Source organism: Catellatospora sp. NPDC049111, from assembly GCF_040648615.1.
In the GTDB taxonomy this organism is placed as follows: domain Bacteria; phylum Actinomycetota; class Actinomycetes; order Mycobacteriales; family Micromonosporaceae; genus Catellatospora; species Catellatospora aurea.
This window is the reverse complement of the sequence record NZ_JBEZEB010000001.1, coordinates 198,901-215,841: the sequence shown is the minus strand read 5'-3', so window position 1 is coordinate 215,841 and position 16,941 is coordinate 198,901. Positions and strand designations below refer to the sequence as shown.

Genomic DNA, 16,941 nt, shown 5'->3' with positions numbered 1-16,941 from the left:
CACCACTGGCAGGACGCGCGCGGTGTGGCAGCATCCGGCGCACGACGAGTGAGGAGCGGCGATGAGCGACCTGGTGGCGTACCGGCTGGAGAGCGTGCCCGTGCGCGGCGGTGAGCTGCGGGTGGGCGTGTGGGGCGAGGACGGTCCGGTGATCGTCGCGGTGCATGGGATCACGTCGTCGCACCTGGCCTGGACCCTGATCGGGCCGGAGCTGGGCCGCGACCACCGGGTGGTCGCGGTGGACCTGCGCGGCCGGGGCGGCAGCCGGGACCTGCCGGGCCCGTACGGCATGGCCGAGCACGCCGCCGACGTGGCCGAGGTGATCCGCGCGTACACCGACACCCCGGTGCTTCTGGTCGGCCACTCCATGGGCGGCTTCGTGGTCGCCGAGACCGCGCGCCGATTCCCGGAGCTGGTCGAGCGCCTGGTCCTGGTCGACGGTGGGGCCGCGCTGCCGCTGCCGCCGGGCGTCGACGCATCGGCGGGCGCGGCCGCGCTGGAGGAGGCGATCGCCACCACCGTGGGCGCCGTCTTCGCCCGGCTGAACATGACCTTCCCGGACCGGGCCGCGTACCTGGCGCTGTGGCGGCAGCATCCGTCGTTCGACCCGTGGCCCGAGGGGGCCGACCCGTATCTCGCGTACGACGTGGTCGGGCAGGAGCCGGAGTTGCGGGCCGCGTGCCGGATGGAGGCCGCGGTCCGCGACGGCCAGGACCTCTACGCGCTGCCGGGTATGACGCCGGAACCGCTGCCCCGCCCCGCCGTGTTCCTGCGCGCCCCGCGCGGCATGTTCGACGACCCGGACTCCCCGCTCTACCCGCCGGGCCGGGCGAGCGAGTGGCTGCCCGGCGTGACGGAGCACGACGTTCCGGATGTGAACCACTACACGATCACCCTGGGCCGTGCGGGTGCCGAGACCGTGGCCGCAGCCGTGCGCGCCGCCCCGCGCGACGCCCCCTGACCTACCCGCGCGGCCGCTGGCCTGGGCTGATGTCACCCAGATGTTAAGAAGGGCACCTTGTACATCGCGGAGCGATGGCAAGGTGCCCTTGCTTTCGTCAGTACGTGACGAGTGGCTATGTTCACTTGCGGCAGCCGCTGTGGGGACGCATGGGCCATGGCAGACTCCCGAGTAACCTTAGCGATCGTTCGGGAGATGGGATGGGCACTGTGGCTCGCGAAATCAACACGGTGGGCGTGGTCGGCCTCGGCACCATGGGCGCCGGCATCGTCGAGGTATTCGCGCGCAACGGCCTGAACGTCGTGGCCGTCGAGATCAGCGAGGGCGCGCTGGAGCGGGGCCGGGCCAACCTGACCGGCTCGACCGACCGCGCCGTGGCCAAGGGCAAGCTGTCCGAGCAGGACCGCGACACGCTGCACTCCCGGGTCGACTTCCAGGTCGGCCTGGCGGCGCTGCACAGCGTCGACTTCGTGATCGAGGCGGTGCCCGAGCACCTGGACCTCAAGCAGGCGATCTTCGCCGAGCTGGACAAGGTCTGCCCGCCGCACGCCATCCTCGCCACCAACACCAGCTCGCTGTCGGTCACCGAGATCTCGGTTGCCACGCACCGGCCCAACCAGGTCATCGGCGTGCACTTCTTCAACCCCGCGCCGGTGATGAAGCTCGTCGAGATCATCCGTACCGTGGTGACCGCGCCAGAGGTCGTCGCCGACGTGGAGGCGCTGATCGCCCGCCTCGGCAAGACCGACGTGACCATCAGCGACCGGGCCGGGTTCATCGCCAACGCGCTGCTGTTCGGCTACCTGAACCACGCCGTCACCATGTTCGAGAACCACTACGCCACCCGCGAGGACATCGACGCGGCCATGAAGCTGGGCTGCGGCCTGCCGATGGGCCCGCTCGCGCTGATGGACCTGATCGGCCTCGACACGGCGTACGAGATCCTCGACACCATGTACCGCCGCGGCGGCCGCGACCGCCGGCACGCCCCGGCCCCGCTGCTCAAGCAGATGGTCACCGCGGGCCTGCTGGGCCGCAAGTCCGGCCGCGGCTTCTACACGTACGAGAAGCAGGGCTCGCCGGTCGTGGTCGCCGATGAGCTGACCCCGGCCGCCGGGGAGCACGAGGCCGCCGCCCGCCCGATCGGCAGCGTCGGCGTCGTCGGCTCGGGCACCATGGCCACCGGCATCATCGAGGTCTTCGCCAAGGCGGGGTACGAGGTGCTGAGCGTGACCCGCGGCGCGGAGAAGTCCGCGAAGGTCTGCGAGTCCGTGAAGACCTCGCTGAACAAGGGCGTGGTGCGGGGCAAGCTCAGCGAGGCCGAGCGCGACGCGGCCATCAGCCGGATCACCTGGTCCACCAACCTGGACCACCTGGCCGACGTGGACCTGGTCGTCGAGGCCGTCGTCGAGGAGCTGAGCGTCAAGAAGGCGCTGTTCGCCAGCCTCGACGAGATCTGCAAGCCCGGCACCGTACTGGCCACGACCACGTCGAGCCTGCCGGTCGTCGAGTGCGCCATGGCCACCCACCGCCCCGCGGACGTGGTCGGCCTGCACTTCTTCAACCCCGCCCAGGTCATGCCGCTGATCGAGGTCGTCGCCACGATCCGTACCAGCGCCGCCACCCTGGCCACCGCCGACGCCGTGGTCTCCAGTCTCGGCAAGACCGCCGTAGACTGCGCCGACCGCGCCGGCTTCATAGTCAACGCCCTGCTGTTCCCGTACCTCAACGACGCGGTGAAGATGCTCGAAGCCAGCTACGCCACGGCAGACGACATCGACGCTGCCATGAAACTCGGCTGCGGCTACCCCATGGGCCCCTTCGAACTCCTCGACGTGGTTGGCCTCGACGTCTCCCTCGCCATCCAGCGCGAGCTCTACCTCGAACTCCGCGAACCCGGCTTCTCTCCCGCGCCCCTCCTGGAGCACCTGGTCACGGCGGGCTACCTCGGCCGCAAAACCGGCCGCGGCTTCCGCGACCACACCCACCGCTGACCCCCACGCCGTCCAGGCGGCGATCTTGCACGGGTGTCCCGGACGACACGCGCAAAACGGGCGTGACAGGGGCCATTCGTGCAAGATCGTCGAGTCTCGCGGGGCGCGCCGTATCTTGGGGACATGAGTCCGCGTCGTAACAACAAGAAGGATCGCCCGGAGCGCGATCTCGATGAGGCCATGTCGCGACGCGGGGTGGAGTACGTGCACGACGATCCGGACGGGGAGTTCACCGTCCGGCATCTGAGCGGGGAGCGGTCGGACAAGGTCTACAAGTGCCCGGGGTGCCACCAGGACATCCGGCCCGGGGTGCCGCACGTGGTCGCCTGGCCGTCGCAGGGCTGGGGTGACGCGGGCGACCGCAGGCACTGGCACAGCAGCTGCTGGCAGGGTCGGCACCAGCGCAAACCCAACGTCGAACGGTCCCGCAACGCGCCCCGTTACGGCTGAGCGGCCGGGTGTGATCACCGCGACGTCAGGGGGTAGGGCGGGCCGGTGCGCGGGCAGACTGTAGGCGTGACCGCGATCCGTGCCAACTCGATCCTGCCCGCTCGGCGCCACGACATCGAACTGCATACCGCCGACGGGTTGAAGCTGGTCGGGGAGCTGGCGCTGCCAGCCGACCGCGACCCGGTCGCCACCCTGATCTGCCTGCACCCGCTGCCCACGCACGGCGGCATGATGGACAGCCACGTGTACCGCAAGGCCGCCTGGCGGCTGCCCGCGCTGGCCGGGATCGCCGTGCTGCGCTTCAACAGCCGCGGCACGTCCAGCGTGCGCGGCACCAGCGAGGGCGCGTTCGACAACGCGGTGGGGGAGCGCTTCGACGTCGCCGCCGCCATCGAGTACGCCGAGTTCCACGAGCTGCCGAATCTGTGGCTGGTCGGCTGGTCCTTCGGCACCGACCTGGCGCTCAAGTACGGCTGCGATCCGGCGATCACCGGCGCGATCCTGCTGTCCCCGCCGCTGCGCTTCTCCCAGCCCGAGGATCTGGCGGTATGGGCGCAGTCGCGCCGCCCGGTGACCGCGCTCGTGCCCGAGCACGACGACTACCTGCGCCCGGCCGAGGCGAAGGAGCGCTTCGCCGCGATCCCGCACGCCGAGGTCGTGGGCGTGCCCGGCGCGAAGCACCTGTGGGTCGGCGACGCCGAGACGGTGCTTGACGAGATCGTCCGCCGCGTCGCCCCGCAGGTCGAGACCCCGCTTCCCAAGGACTGGACAGGCCCCATGGAGTACGGCGATGCCAGCGCCTACGCCGACCGCACCGTAGCGGCATTCGCCGACAAGCCGCGCTGACTCCGTCGCGAACACGGGTTCGCGGCGCGCCGTCCGGCCGACGGCCGCGCACCGAGCCCGCCCGGGAAAGACGTTGGCCTATCTCATCGAAAATCCGGCTCGCGAATTCGATGAGATAGGCCAACGTCTATGAAAAACGGGGACCGTGCGACGGCCCGGCAAGCGCGACGGCGAACGGCTCAGCGGCTGGCGGCCCCGGCGTCGCTGCTGCTGCCGTCGAGGCTGATGGTGGGCTCGTTGCCGGCAAGCATGATCGTGGGCTCGTCCCCGGCCGGAGCCTGGGCCGCGGGCTTTCCCTGCGCCTGATCCGGCTGCTGCGCGGGTGCGGTCGGCACCGGTGCGACAGGCGCGGGTGGAGCAGCCGGCACGGGAGGGGCGGGCATCGCGATGGCCTGGGTCGGCTCCTCGGCCGGACGGGTCGCCTCGGCGCGGCGGCGCTCGGCCTCCTCGGCCTCGCGCTGGGCCTTGGCCAGGCGCTCCAGCTCGACGTGCAGCTGCTGCTTGAGCTCGGCGAGCCGGTGCTCGACCTGCGTGATGTCGGCCCGCATCGCCACCAGGCGGGTCTGGCCGTCCTCGTACTGCTGCTTGGCCGTGTCCGCGGCGGCCTGCTCGGCGGCGGCTCGCCCACGGGCCAGCGCCACCTCCTGCTCGGCCTGGTCGGTGCGCTGGGTCGCCTGGACCTCGACCTCGGCCAGCTTCTGCGCGGCCGCCGCGGTCGCGGCGGCGAGCTGCCGCTCGGCTTCCGCGTGCGCCGCGGCCACCCGCTGCTCGGCTTCGGCCGTGGCCGCCGCCACCCGCTGCTCGGCCTCCGCGGCGGCCGCGGCGAGCTGCTGCTCGGCCTGAGCGCGGCTCTCCGCCGCGTGGCGCTCGGTCTCGGCGCGCGCGGCGGCGATCTCCTTGTCGGCCTGGATGCGCCGGGAGGCGGCCTCCTGCGCCGCGGCGGTGCGGGTGCCCTGCGCCTCCGTCTGGGCGTGGCTGAGCAGCTCGCGTGCCTCGGCGCGCAGCCGCTGCGTCTCCTCGGTCAGCTCGGTGCGGTGCTGCTCCTCGGCCTTGCGCTCCTCGGCGCGGCGGGAGGCCAGCGCCAGGTCGAAGTCGCGGGACGCGGTGGCGGCGCGGTCACGGGCGTCGGCGAGCAGCCGCTCGGCCTCGGCACGCTGGTCGGCGATCTCCTGCGCGGCTCCGTTGCGCAGGTCGTCGGCCTGGTCCTCGGCCAGCGACAGGATCTGCTCGACCCGCGCGCCCAGGTGCCGGAAGGAGACCCGCGACGGCACGGCGCGGCGGGCGGCGTCGGCCAGCTCCAGCTGGAGCTGCTGCACCTGCCCGGCCAGCGCCTGAAGCTGCGAGATGGCCTGGTCCCGCTCGGCGGCCAGGGTCGCCAGTTCGGACTCGACCTGGACGACGTATCGGTTCACCTGCTTCTTGTCAAAGCCCTTGAGGGACGTATCGAAGCTGGGTTCCGATGAGACGCCCTCACCGAGTGCGAACAGGTCTCCGCCGTGCGACATGCGGTCCATCTTCACATAAAAGGTCACGCCGCGCCCGACAGGTTGCGGGCGCGGCGTGATCAGATGTGGATCGGGTCGTTATTCGGCCTTCTCCGCCTTCGGCTTCTCCTCGGCGGCCGCCGGGGCCGGCGCACCGACGCCCGGGACGATGCCGGCCAGGCCGGACAGCATCTGGCCGAGCTGTGCGGTGACCGCGTTCTTCTGGCGGGTGAGGTCGTCGACCTCGCGGCGCGCGGCCGTGGTGGTCAGCTCGGCCTCGTTGCGGGCCTCGGACACCAGGCGGTGCGCCTCGGCCTTGGCCTCGTTGACGGCCTTCTCCGCGGCGACGCGAGCCTTCTCGGTCGTCTCGACGGCGGTCCGCTCGGACTCGACCCGGCGCGCCTCGGCGCGCTGCTCGATCTCCTTGGCCCGGTCCTCGGCGGCACGGGCGCGCTCCTCAGCCTCGCCGACCAGCTTCTGCGTGGCGGCCACGGCGGAGGAGTGGCGCTGCGACTCCTCGCGCTCGGACTTCTCGCGACGCTCGGCCAGCTCCAGCTGCAGGGCCTGCAGGTCCTTGTCGCGCTTGTCCCGCGCGTCGGCCAGCATCTTGGAGGCCTCGGCGCGCTTCTCCTCCGCCTCGCGGGCGGCCTTGGCGCGCAGCTGGGTGATCTCCCGCTCGGCCGTGGCGCGCAGCGTCGCGACCTCGCGCTCGACCGTCGCCTTGAGCTCGGCGACCTCGTGCGAGGTGGCGGTGCGCAGCTGCTTGGTCTCGCGGTCGGCGTCGGCGCGCAGCGTGTCGGCCTCCCGGCGGGCCTGCACCCGGACCTCGGCGGCCTCGCGCTCGGCGGCGGTGCGCAGGTTGCCGGCCTCGCGCTCGGCGGTCGCCTTCATGGCGGCGGCCTCGGCACGCGCCTTGTCGGTGATCTCGCGGGCTTCCAGGCGGGCCGCGGACAGGATGCCCTCGGACTCGCGCTTGGACTCGCCGCGGTGGTCGTTGGCCTGCTCCTCGGCGAGCCGCAGGATCTGCTCCACGCGGGTGCCGAGGCCGGACAGGGTGGGGCGGCTGTTCTCTTCCAGCTGCTTGCTCGTGTCGGTCAGCTTCTGCTCGACCGAGTTGAGCCGCTGCTCAGCCTGGCGCAGACGACGCTGGGCGTCGTTCATGCGCTGCTCGGCCTCCGCGCGTGCCTGCTCCGACTGGGCAAGCTGAGCGTTCAGGCGACCGACAAACGCGTTTACCTGCTCGCGGTCGAAACCGCGCAGGACGACTGTGAAGTCTTGTTGGGTATTCGCGCCATCGAAGAACGCGACGGAGGAGGGCTGCTGGGACATTGGGACATACTCGCAGATGACCCCGGGTGTCGCGCAAGGGCGTGGGGTCACTTTCGCCCACCGGATGTGGGCCGGAGAGGCCGAAAGTGCCAGTGCCATTCCAGCCGGAAGATCCATACCGGAAGCCAATAGTCAGTATTGCCGGAAATGCCGGAAGGCGGAAGCGCGCCGTTGCGCTTCCGCCTTCCGTGTCTTCACCAGTGGTGAGCCCGAGGTCACACCCCGCGGAAGCGGTTGATCGCGGGCAGGTGGCGGGCCCGCTTCTCCTGATCGCGTACGCCGAGCCCCTCCGCCGGAGCCAGGCACAGCACACCGACCTTGCCCTGGTGCGTGTTGCGGTGCACCTCGTAGGCGGCCTGGCCCGTCTGCTCCAGCGGGAACACCTTCGACAGCGTCGGGTGCACCCGGCCCAGGTCGATCAGGCGGTTGGCCTCCCACGCCTCGCGGTAGTTGGCGAAGTGGCTGCCGATGATGCGCTTGAGCGACATCCACAGGTAGCGGTTGTCGTACTGGTGCTCGTAGCCGCTGGTCGAGGCGCAGGTGACGATCGTGCCGCCCTTCTTGGCGACGTACACGCTCGCGCCGAAGGTCTCCCGGCCCGGGTGCTCGAACACGATGTCGGGGTCTTCGCCGCCGGTCAGTTCGCGGATGCGCGCCCCGAAGCGCTTCCACTCGGCCGGGTCCTGGGTGTGCTCATCGGACCAGAACCGGTAGCCCTCGGCAGCGCGGTCGATGACCAGGTCGGCGCCCATCCGGCGGCAGATCTCCGCCTTCTCCGGAGAGGACACCACGCACACCGGGATCGCGCCGCCGTTGAGCGCCATCTGCGTGGCGTACGAGCCGAGCCCGCCGCTCGCACCCCAGATCAGCACGACGTCGCCCTGCTTCATGTTCGCGCCGTGGTGCGACACCAGCTGCCGGTACGCGGTGGAGTTGACCAGCCCCGGGCTGGCCGCCTCCTCCCAGGTCAGGTGGGCGGGCTTGGGCATGAGCTGGTTGGCCTTGACGATGGCGAGCTGGGCCAGCCCGCCGAAGTTGGTCTCGAAGCCCCAGATGCGCTGCTGCGGGTCGAGCATGGTGTCGTCGTGGCCGGCCGCGTCCTCCAGCTCGACGTTGAGGCAGTGCGCCACGACCTGGTCGCCGGCCTGCCATTTCGTCACACCCGCGCCGGTGCGCAGCACCACGCCCGCCGCGTCCGAACCCACCACGTGGTACGGCAGGTCGTGCCGCTTCGTCAGCGCCGACAAGCGTCCGTATCGCTTCAGGAACCCGAACGTCGACAGCGGCTCGAAAATGGACGTCCACACCGTGTTGTAGTTGACCGCGCTGGCCATCACGGCGATCAGCGCCTCGCCCGGCCCGAGCTCCGGCACCGGCACTTCCTGCAGGTGGAGGGCCTTGCGCGGGTCCTTGTCGCGAGTGGCCAGTCCGTCGAACATGGTGGTCTCGTCCTCGCGTACCACCATCCCCTGGTAGGAGGCGGGCACCGGCACGTCGGCCAGGCTCCGCAGCCGCGCGGCCGGGTCGGCCGCGTTCTCGGCTTCCATGATCACGTCGAGGATGTCTTGCACGGCGCCACCTCCGTGGTGAGGGAACTGCGGCGTCCCGCGCTCGCGCTGCGGGCGGTGAGTTCCGGGTCTGCGGGCCATCCTTGGCGGGCCCTCCTGCGGGTCGCCATGTGGTCGGGCACACATGGCGGGTCAGGTGAGCCGGACGTTACTGGTCGGTAGCTTCGGCGGGAACGGGTGTGTGAAAAAGTCCACGCTCGGCTTAACGATCATTCAGCCGCCGTGGCCGCGGGGCCGTCAGTGGCCGTGGCCGGGCTCCACCAGCTCGACCAGCACGCCGCCGGCGTCCTTCGGGTGCACGAAGTTGATCCGCGAGCCCGCGGTGCCGCGCTTCGGGGTCTCGTAGAGCAGCCGCACCCCGCGCTCGCGCAGGGCGGCGCAGGTCGCGTCGATGTCGGCGACGGTGTATGCCATCTGCTGGATGCCGGGGCCGCTGCGGTCCAGGAACTTGCCGATGGGGGAGTCGGGGCGCAGCGGCGCGAGCAGTTGCACGGCCCCGCCGCCGGGGCTCGGCCCGACCTGGAGCATCGCCTCGCGGACGCCCTGCTCCTCGTTGGTCTCGGTGTGCACGCAGGTCATCCCGAACGTACCTTCGTAGAAGGCGATGGCGGCGTCGAGATCCGGCACCGCGATGCCCACGTGATCGATGCGCTGCAGACCCACGGACTGTGACGGAATGCCCTGTGATGAGGTCGACAGGGCTGCGGGATCGGTCATGCGGTTAGTCTGACCGAACCATCGTTAAGGCGATACGTGAACCAGGCCACTCGGAGGGGTAACCCATGACTTCTGTGATCGTGAGCGGAGCGCGCACCCCGATGGGCCGCCTGCTCGGCAACCTGAAGGACCTGTCGGCCACGCAGCTCGGGTCGGTCGCCATCAAGGCCGCCCTGGAGCGCGCCGGGGTCTCCCCCGACCAGGTGCAGTACGTGATCATGGGCCAGGTGCTGCAGGCCGGCGGCGGCCAGATCACCGCCCGCCAGGCCGCCGTGGGCGCCGGCATCCCGATGAGCGTGCCCGCGCTCACCGTGAACAAGGTCTGCCTGTCCGGCCTCGACGCGATCGCGCTGGCCGACCAGCTCATCCGCGCGGGCGAGTTCGACATCGTGGTGGCCGGCGGCATGGAGTCCATGACCAACGCCCCGCACCTGATGATCGGCCAGCGCGCCGGGTACAAGTACGGCGACGTCGTGGTCAAGGACCACATGGCCCACGACGGCCTGTCCGACGCCTGGGACCAGTGCTCGATGGGCGAGTCGACCGAGCGCCACAACGGCCGCTACGAGATCACCCGCGCCGAGCAGGACGCCTTCGCCGCCGCGTCGCACCAGCGCGCCGCCGCCGCGATCAAGGACGGCCGCTTCGCCGAGGAGATCGCCCCGGTCACCATCCCGGCCCGCAAGGGCGACCCGATCGTGATCAGCGAGGACGAGGGCGTACGCCCCGACACCACCGCCGACACCCTCGGCAAGCTGCGCCCGGCGTTCGCCAAGGACGGCACCATCACCGCCGGCTCCTCGTCGCCGATCTCCGACGGCGCGGCCGCGGTCGTGGTCATGCGCAAGGAGAAGGCTCAGGAGCTGGGCCTGACCTGGCTCGCCGAGATCGGCGCGCACGGCAACGTGGCGGGCCCGGACAACTCCCTGCACGCCCAGCCGGCCAACGCCATCAAGCAGGCCCTGGCCAAGGAGGGCCTGACCGCCGCCGACCTCGACCTGGTCGAGATCAACGAGGCGTTCGCCGCGGTCGGCATCCAGTCGACCCGCGAGCTGGGCATCGACCCGGAGATCGTGAACGTCAACGGCGGCGCGATCGCCCTGGGCCACCCCATCGGCATGTCCGGCGCCCGCCTGGCCCTGACCCTGGCCCTGGAGCTCAAGCGCCGCGGCGGCGGCACCGGCGCGGCCGCCCTCTGCGGCGGCGGCGGCCAGGGCGACGCCCTGATCCTCAAGGTCGCCCCCTGACCCAGCACCGCCCCGGGGGCGCCGCTCCGCGCCGCCCCCGGCGCACCGCGCCGCCGTCCGTGGCGCAGCTCTTAAAGAGTCGCGGCAATCCGGGCCACCGGAAGCCGCGACTCTTTAAGAGCTGAGGCGAAGTTGATGACCCCGTCCCGCTGTCTGTGAATGGTTGAGTTGATGAGCGAGCCGAGCATGCCGTCCTTGTCGCCTGCGCCGCAGCGGTCGGTCGCCGAGTTGGTCGCTCGGGCGCGGGAGGGTGAGGCCAGGGCGGTGGCGCGGCTGATCACGCTGGTGGAGTCGGGGGCGGCGGCGCTGCCGGAGATCGCGGCGACGCTGGCCCCGACCGCGGGCGGCGCGATCGTCGTCGGGCTGACCGGGTCGCCGGGCGTGGGCAAGTCGACGACCACCAACGAGCTGGTGCGGGCGTTCCGGGCTGCCGGCAAGCGGGTCGCGGTGCTGGCGATCGACCCGTCGAGCCCGTACACCGGTGGCGCGATCCTCGGTGACCGGATTCGCATGCAGGACCATGCCACCGACCCCGGCGTCTACATCCGGTCGATGTCCAGCCGGGGCCATCTCGGCGGGCTGTCGGCGGCGACCCCTGCGGCGGTACGTGTGCTGGCCGGCGTCGGCTTCGACGTGGTGCTCGTGGAGACGGTCGGGGTGGGGCAGGCCGAGGTCGAGATCGCCTCGTTGGCCGACACCACCCTGGTGCTGCTCGCACCCGGTATGGGCGACGCGATCCAGGCCGTCAAGGCGGGCATCCTGGAGATCGCCGACATCTTCGTCATCAACAAGGCCGACCGTGACGGCGTGGAGGCCACCCACCGCGACATCCAGGGCATGATCGCCCTTGGCGGGTCCGACCGGGGTCCTGGCGACTGGCGGCCGCGCGTGGTCAAGGCCGTCGCGGCCCGGGCCGAGGGTATCGACGGCATCGTCGCCGCCATCGAGGAGCACCGGGCCTGGTTGGTCGACACCGATCAGCTCACGGTCCGCCGCCGCCGCCGTGCCGCCGCCGAGATCGAGGCGCTGGCCCTGGGCCAGCTGCGCGCCCGCTTCGCCGAACTGCCGGGCGAGGGCGTCGCCGCGCTCGCCGACAAGGTCGTCGCCGGCTCCCTCGACCCGTACGCCGCAGCCACCCAACTGCTCGACGAACTGGTCTGAGCAGGGGCGGGCCACCGTCCTCCCACGCCCTGCCAGGGCACCTCGCGCATCGGTCACGGCGGCGGTCGGCGTCCGCCCGGTGGCCAGTTCGCCGACACGGTCCGCAGTCCGCCGGCAGGTATGCCCCGCCGACGCATTTGCTCTGCACCCATTCCCTTGCTCTGCACCCCAGGACGCAACAGCGGGCCGCGGAGGGCAGGCTCTGTTGCGTCGGTGGGTGCAGAGCAAGCTATTGGGTGCAGAGCAAATGCGGTGACGCCGTATACCCGGCGGCACGGCGCCGGGATGCGCGAAATGACGCTCCGTGAGCAGGTGAATCCGCGCCGAGAGCTGCTCGGATGCGGGTTGGCAACGATAGCCGAAGCGACTTCACGGGCGGACTGACCAATCGCTAAGGTGTCGGGGCACATAGGGCTCTTACGCGTGGAGGCGACGGTGACCGGTTGGTCCGTCATGATGCGGGGCATCCGGCACCGCTCCGGCCGGTCGGCGGTGGTGCTGGCGCTCGCGGCGTTCGCCACCGCCGCGGCGGTGCTCGCCCCGGCGTACGGTCGTGCCGCGCAGCAGTCGGTGCTGACCGACGCGCTGAGCGCGGCCCCGGCCACCGCCGCCGCGGTCACCGTGACCGCCGAGGGCAGCGCCGACACCGCCGAGGCCGCACACCAGCCGGTCGGTGACACCCAGGCCACGGTCAACGGGGCGCTGGCCAAGGCGCCTCACCTGGCCGCGGTGCTGGACCGGCCCGTCGGCTCGGTCAGCGTCGACACGACGCTGAGCAGCACCCGCACCAACCGCTTCGCGGCCCGGCTGGCTTGGCACCAGGGCGCGTGCGCGCACCTGCGGATCACCGGCGACTGCGCCATCGACGCCGAGCAGGTGCTGCTCAGCGAGCGCGCCGCGGCCGAGGCCGGCGTCGAGGTCGGCGACAAGGTGTCGGTACGCCCCGCGCAGGGCGAAGCGGCGGTCCGGTCCTATGAGGTCGTCGGCCTCTACACCCCGCTCGCCCCGGACGACTCCTACTGGGGCAACAACGGCTACTTCGCGCAGGCCCAGTCGGGCGGCGAGGGCGCGCCGCGCCTGGACGCCGTGTTCACCGGCGCGGAGGACGACGTGCGGCTGGGCGACGCGGTGCCGGTCACGCTGTCCGTGACGTACCCGCTGCGTCCCGGTCAGGTGCGGCTGGACGACGTCACCGCGCTGCGCGACGAGCTGGGCACGCTCGGCCTGGCGCTGAACGGTTTCGAGCTGCAGGTCGAGACGGCCCTCCCGTCGATCGTCGAGGACGCCGCCAAGGACCAGGACGCCCTCGCGCGGACCGTGCCCATCATCGCGGTGCCGCTGGTGCTGCTCGCCTTCGTCGTGCTGCTGCTGCTGGTCGCGGCGCTGACCGAGGAGCGCGGCCCGGAGCTGGCGCTGGCCCGGCTGCGCGGCTACGGCACCGGCGGCACGGTCCGGTTCGGACTGGGCGAGACACTGCTGCTGATCGTGCTCGGCGCTCCGCTGGGCCTGGCGGCCGGGCTGGGCGCGGTCGAGCTGGCCGCACGTTCGGTGCTCGCCGCGGGCGTACACGCCGAGATCCGGTGGCCCGTGCTCGCCGCCGCCGTGGGCGGCCTGCTGATCGCCTGCCTCGCCGCCTGGCTGGCCGCCCGTGCCACGCTCGGCCGCAGCGTGCTCGGCCTGCTGCGGCGCGTGCCGCAGCGCGGCACCTGGCGCGCGGGCGTGCTGGAGGGCGTGGCCGCCGCGCTGGCGATCGCCTCGCTGGCCGCGGCGCTGCGCGACCGGTCGGCTCCGCTGGCGCTGCTGGCCCCGGCCGCACTGGCCATCGTCGCGGGCGTGCTCGCGGGCCGCCTGCTCAGCCTGTGGTCGCGGGTGCGGCTGGGCCTGGCCCGCCGCCGCGGCCGGCTGCCCGCCATGCTCTCCGCGGCGCAACTGTCGCGCCGGCCGGGCGCGGCCCGCACCGTCGCGGTGCTCACCGCCGCCGTCGCGCTGCTGACCTTCTCGGCCACCGCCTGGGACGTCGCGGCGGACGCCCGCGCCCAGCGGGCCGACGACGCGGTCGGCGCGCCGACCGTCTACGCCATCTCCGCCGAGCACCCGCAGGCGCTGGTCAAGGCGCTGGCCGCGGCCGATCCGACGAACCGTTCGATGGCCGTGGTGCGCGTCGACGAGCTCTACAACAACCAGCGGGTCGAGCTGATCGGGGTGCAGTCCGAGCGGCTGCCCGCCGTGGCCATCTGGCGCGACCACGACGCCGCCACGCTGTCGCTGCTGGCGGGCCGCCTGCGCGCCGACGCGCCGCAGGTCGCCGAGGTCGGCGGCCAGCTGACCGCGCGAGCCACGGTGAGTTCGCTCGGCGCGACGCCGGCGCGGCTGGGCGCGGTGCTGTCCGCGCCGGGTGAGCCGCCGAGCATCGTCTGGCTGGGCAAGCTGCGGGAGGGCACGCGCAACTACATCGCCCCCGCGCCCGCCTGCGCGGCCACGCCCTGTCGCGTGGTCGGCCTGGCGGTCGGCCGGGAGGCCGGCGAGAGCGGCCCGGTGCAGGTGGAGCTGGCCGTGCAGTCGCTCAGCTCCGGCGGGCAGCAGCTGCCGCTGCGCTTCGCGGAGTCGAAGGCGTGGCACTTCCTGGTGGACCGCACGCCCAACGCGACCGTACGGGTCACTCCCGGCACGCAGCTCGGCCTCAGCGTGAACTCCGCCGACCAGGGCGACGTGCTCGTCTCCTACCTGGACACCCCCGCGGAGCTGCCCGCGGTGCTGGCCGGCCCCGCGCCGAGCAGCGACGATCCGGAGCACTTCGACCTGCCCGCGTTCGCCGAGGCGCCGCAGGGGTTCAGCGTGCTGGAGAAGGCCGCGCTGCTGCCCCGCGCCGGTGAGCGCGGCCTGCTGTTCGACCTCGACCTGGCGACCCGGGCCGCCTCCGTGACGCAGGGCCTGGCCGACGCGAGCGACCTGCGCTACGAGGTGTGGGCCGCGCCGGACGCCCCCGCCGACCTCGCCGCGAAGCTGGCCGGCCAGGGCGTGCAGGTGCTGCGCACCGAGACGGTGCCGGACGAGCTGGCCCGGCTCGGCCGCCGCGCCCCCGCGCTGGGGCTGCGGCTCTACCTGCTGGCCGGTATCGCGGCCGCGCTGCTCGCGCTGGGCGTGCTCATGCTCAGCACCCGGCTGGGCGCAGGCGACCGCCGGGCCGAGCTGGCCGCGTTGCGCGTCACCGGCGTACGCCCGAACGTGCTGCGCCGCGCGCTGCGGCGGGAGCGGCTCGCGCTGATCGGCCTGCCGATGGTCGTCGGGCTGCTGGTCGGTGTCGGGGCAGCGGCGCTGATGCTGCCCGGCATCCCGCTGGTCACCGTCGGGACCGCCGGAGCGCCCAACTTGACCGGGGACGTGCTCGGCGCGCTCGTGCCCGGACTCACCCTGGACGCGCTGCCGCTGGCGTTCGCCGGTGCGCTGCTCGTGCTCGTGCTGGCGGTGGTACGCGGCGGCCGGCTGGTCAAGCGGGCCACCCCTGAACTGATCCGAGGAGGCAGCCGGTGAACGGCACGGTTACCTGTCGCGGCCTGGTCTACATCTACCGGCTGGAAGGCTACGACGTGGTCGCCCTGGGCGGGGTGGACCTGGACATCGCGCCCGGCGAGTCGGTGGCCCTGCTGGGCCCGTCCGGCTCCGGCAAGTCCACGCTGCTCTCGCTGCTCGCGGGGCTGATCCGGCCGGCCGCCGGGCGGGCCACCGTCGGCGAGACCGACCTGGCCAAGGCGTCCGAGTCGGACCTCGCCCGGATGCGCGCCACCGAGGTGGGCGTCGTGCTGCAGGGCGCCGAGCGCAACCTGCTGCCCTACCTGACCGCCGAGCAGAACGTGCGCTTCGCGCAGCGGGCCGCCCGCTCCCACGGCGTCGCCGACCTGCCGGCCCCGCGCGACGTGCTGGCCCTGGTCGGCCTGCTCGGCGTACGCGGCCGGCTGCGCCAGCGCCCGCACGAGCTGACCCCCGGCGAGCGGCAGCGCCTGGCGCTGGCCGTGGCGCTGGCGCACAAGCCCGGGCTGCTGCTCGCCGACGAGCCGACGAGCCAGCTCGACTCGGGCGCCCGCGACGAGGTCATCGCGGCCCTGGAGTCGGTGCGCCGGGCCGGCACCACGGTCGTCGTGGTCACCCACGACCCCGAGGTCGGCGCGGGTATGGGCCGCCAGGTCACCATCCGCGACGGGCGGGTCGGCGGCGAGGGACGGCTCGGCGAGGAGTTCGCCGTGGTCGGCCGGGACGGCTCGGTGCACCTGCCGCCCGACGTGCTGGCGCTGCTCCCGCCCGGCACCAGGCTGCGGGTGCACGCGCGCCCCGACGGCACGGTGCTGCTGGCCCCGGCCCACGCCGCCCAGCCGGGCAGCGCGGTGGTGGTCGCCGACGAGTACGAGCCCGAGGACGACGCGGCGGCCTACTCCCGGCGCGGGCAGATCGTCCCCGACTACAGCCGTGAGGTGGCCTGATGACCCGGATGCTGCTCGCCGACCGCATCACCATGGCGTACGGCAAGGACCGGGCGGTGCTGCGCGACATCAGCGTGGCCGCCCAGCCGGGCCGCATCCTGGCCGTCACGGGCGCGTCGGGCGCGGGCAAGACCACGTTGCTCTGGGCGCTGGCCGGGCTGCTGCGCCCGGTCGAGGGCCAGGTCACCCTCGACGGCACCCCGCTGCGCGACCGCGACCAGGCCGTCACCCAGGGCATCATCCTGATCCCGCAGCACAACGGGCTCGCCCCGACCCTGACCGCGGCCGAGAACGTGCTGGTAGCACTGGTGTCGGCGGGCGTGCGGGCGGCCGACGCGCGCCGGCTCACCGCCGAGGCGCTGGAACGCGTCGGGTTGGCGAACCAGGCCGAGCAGCTGGTCGAGGAGCTGTCCGGCGGGCAGCAGCAGCGTACGGCGATCGCCCGCGGCCTGGCCCTGCGCGGCCCGGTGCTGCTGGCCGACGAGGTCACCAGCGAACTCGACGCCGCGAACCGCCAGACCGTGCTGACCCTCCTGCGCGCCGAAGCCGACCGCGGCGCCGCCGTCGTCTTCGCCACCCACGACCCGCAAGCGGCCGCCGCCTGCGACACCGAACTCCACCTCGTCGACGGCCACGCCACCGCCCCCGCCGCCCACTGACCTGGGCCACCCCTCGTTCGCAACTCTTAAAGACTTGCGGCCTCCGAGTC

The 16,941-nt window shown here is 72.8% G+C and carries 13 protein-coding genes; 9 read left to right on the top strand and 4 right to left on the bottom strand.

The annotated features are described in order from the left end of the window. Positions 1–61 precede the first annotated feature (61 nt). From AB0B66_RS00985 to AB0B66_RS00970, 4 genes are all read left to right on the top strand, one after another. Entirely contained in the window at positions 62–961 is a 900-nt protein-coding gene (locus tag AB0B66_RS00985; protein WP_360520827.1) for an alpha/beta hydrolase, read from the top strand. A gap of 209 nt (positions 962–1,170) precedes the next feature. Beyond that, positions 1,171–2,955 carry a 3-hydroxybutyryl-CoA dehydrogenase gene (locus AB0B66_RS00980; protein WP_360521729.1) on the top strand — a complete coding sequence of 595 codons (1,785 nt, stop codon included), beginning with the start codon at positions 1,171–1,173 and terminating at the stop codon, positions 2,953–2,955. Between the two features lie 180 nt (positions 2,956–3,135). Then, positions 3,136–3,405 (top strand): hypothetical protein, encoded by a 270-nt coding sequence (locus tag AB0B66_RS00975; RefSeq protein WP_203696968.1) that lies wholly within the window; start codon positions 3,136–3,138, stop codon positions 3,403–3,405. Between the two features lie 66 nt (positions 3,406–3,471). Continuing rightward, positions 3,472–4,251 carry an alpha/beta hydrolase gene (locus AB0B66_RS00970; RefSeq protein ID WP_360520824.1) on the top strand — a complete coding sequence of 260 codons (780 nt, stop codon included), beginning with the start codon at positions 3,472–3,474 and terminating at the stop codon, positions 4,249–4,251. Positions 4,252–4,430: 179 nt separating this feature from the next. On the opposite strand, the gene AB0B66_RS00965 is transcribed toward AB0B66_RS00970, so the two are convergent. The 4 genes from AB0B66_RS00965 to mce all read right to left on the bottom strand — a co-directional run bounded on the left by AB0B66_RS00965 (position 4,431) and on the right by mce (position 9,349). Beyond that, positions 4,431–5,756 carry a hypothetical protein gene (locus tag AB0B66_RS00965; RefSeq protein WP_360520821.1) on the bottom strand — a complete coding sequence of 442 codons (1,326 nt, stop codon included), beginning with the start codon at positions 5,754–5,756 and terminating at the stop codon, positions 4,431–4,433. 78 nt (positions 5,757–5,834) lie between these two features. Next, positions 5,835–7,064, bottom strand: coding sequence for a cell division protein DivIVA (locus tag AB0B66_RS00960; protein ID WP_360520818.1), 1,230 nt, complete (start codon positions 7,062–7,064; stop codon positions 5,835–5,837). Between the two features lie 215 nt (positions 7,065–7,279). Continuing rightward, a complete protein-coding gene (gene ccrA, locus AB0B66_RS00955; RefSeq protein WP_360520815.1) occupies positions 7,280–8,635 on the bottom strand; it encodes a crotonyl-CoA carboxylase/reductase in 1,356 nt (451 codons plus the stop codon). Between the two features lie 234 nt (positions 8,636–8,869). Next, positions 8,870–9,349 (bottom strand): methylmalonyl-CoA epimerase, encoded by a 480-nt coding sequence (mce, locus tag AB0B66_RS00950; RefSeq protein ID WP_360520812.1) that lies wholly within the window; start codon positions 9,347–9,349, stop codon positions 8,870–8,872. 65 nt (positions 9,350–9,414) lie between these two features. On the opposite strand from mce, the gene AB0B66_RS00945 reads away from it, so the two are divergent. The 5 genes from AB0B66_RS00945 to AB0B66_RS00925 all read left to right on the top strand — a co-directional run bounded on the left by AB0B66_RS00945 (position 9,415) and on the right by AB0B66_RS00925 (position 16,891). Continuing rightward, positions 9,415–10,596, top strand: coding sequence for an acetyl-CoA C-acetyltransferase (locus AB0B66_RS00945; RefSeq protein ID WP_360520809.1), 1,182 nt, complete (start codon positions 9,415–9,417; stop codon positions 10,594–10,596). 159 nt (positions 10,597–10,755) lie between these two features. After that, a complete protein-coding gene (gene meaB / locus AB0B66_RS00940) occupies positions 10,756–11,757 on the top strand; it encodes a methylmalonyl Co-A mutase-associated GTPase MeaB (RefSeq protein ID WP_360520806.1) in 1,002 nt (333 codons plus the stop codon). Between the two features lie 435 nt (positions 11,758–12,192). Continuing rightward, the gene (locus tag AB0B66_RS00935; RefSeq protein ID WP_360520803.1) at positions 12,193–15,288 is read left to right on the top strand and encodes an FtsX-like permease family protein; all 3,096 of its coding nucleotides are present in this window, start codon (positions 12,193–12,195) and stop codon (positions 15,286–15,288) included. Beyond that, positions 15,285–16,232, top strand: coding sequence for an ABC transporter ATP-binding protein (locus AB0B66_RS00930; RefSeq protein ID WP_360520800.1), 948 nt, complete (start codon positions 15,285–15,287; stop codon positions 16,230–16,232). Before AB0B66_RS00935 ends, AB0B66_RS00930 begins: the two co-directional genes overlap by 4 nt. After that, positions 16,232–16,891, top strand: a complete 660-nt coding sequence (locus tag AB0B66_RS00925) for an ATP-binding cassette domain-containing protein (RefSeq protein WP_360520797.1) — start codon at positions 16,232–16,234, stop codon at positions 16,889–16,891. Before AB0B66_RS00930 ends, AB0B66_RS00925 begins: the two co-directional genes overlap by 1 nt. Positions 16,892–16,941: the final 50 nt, after the last annotated feature.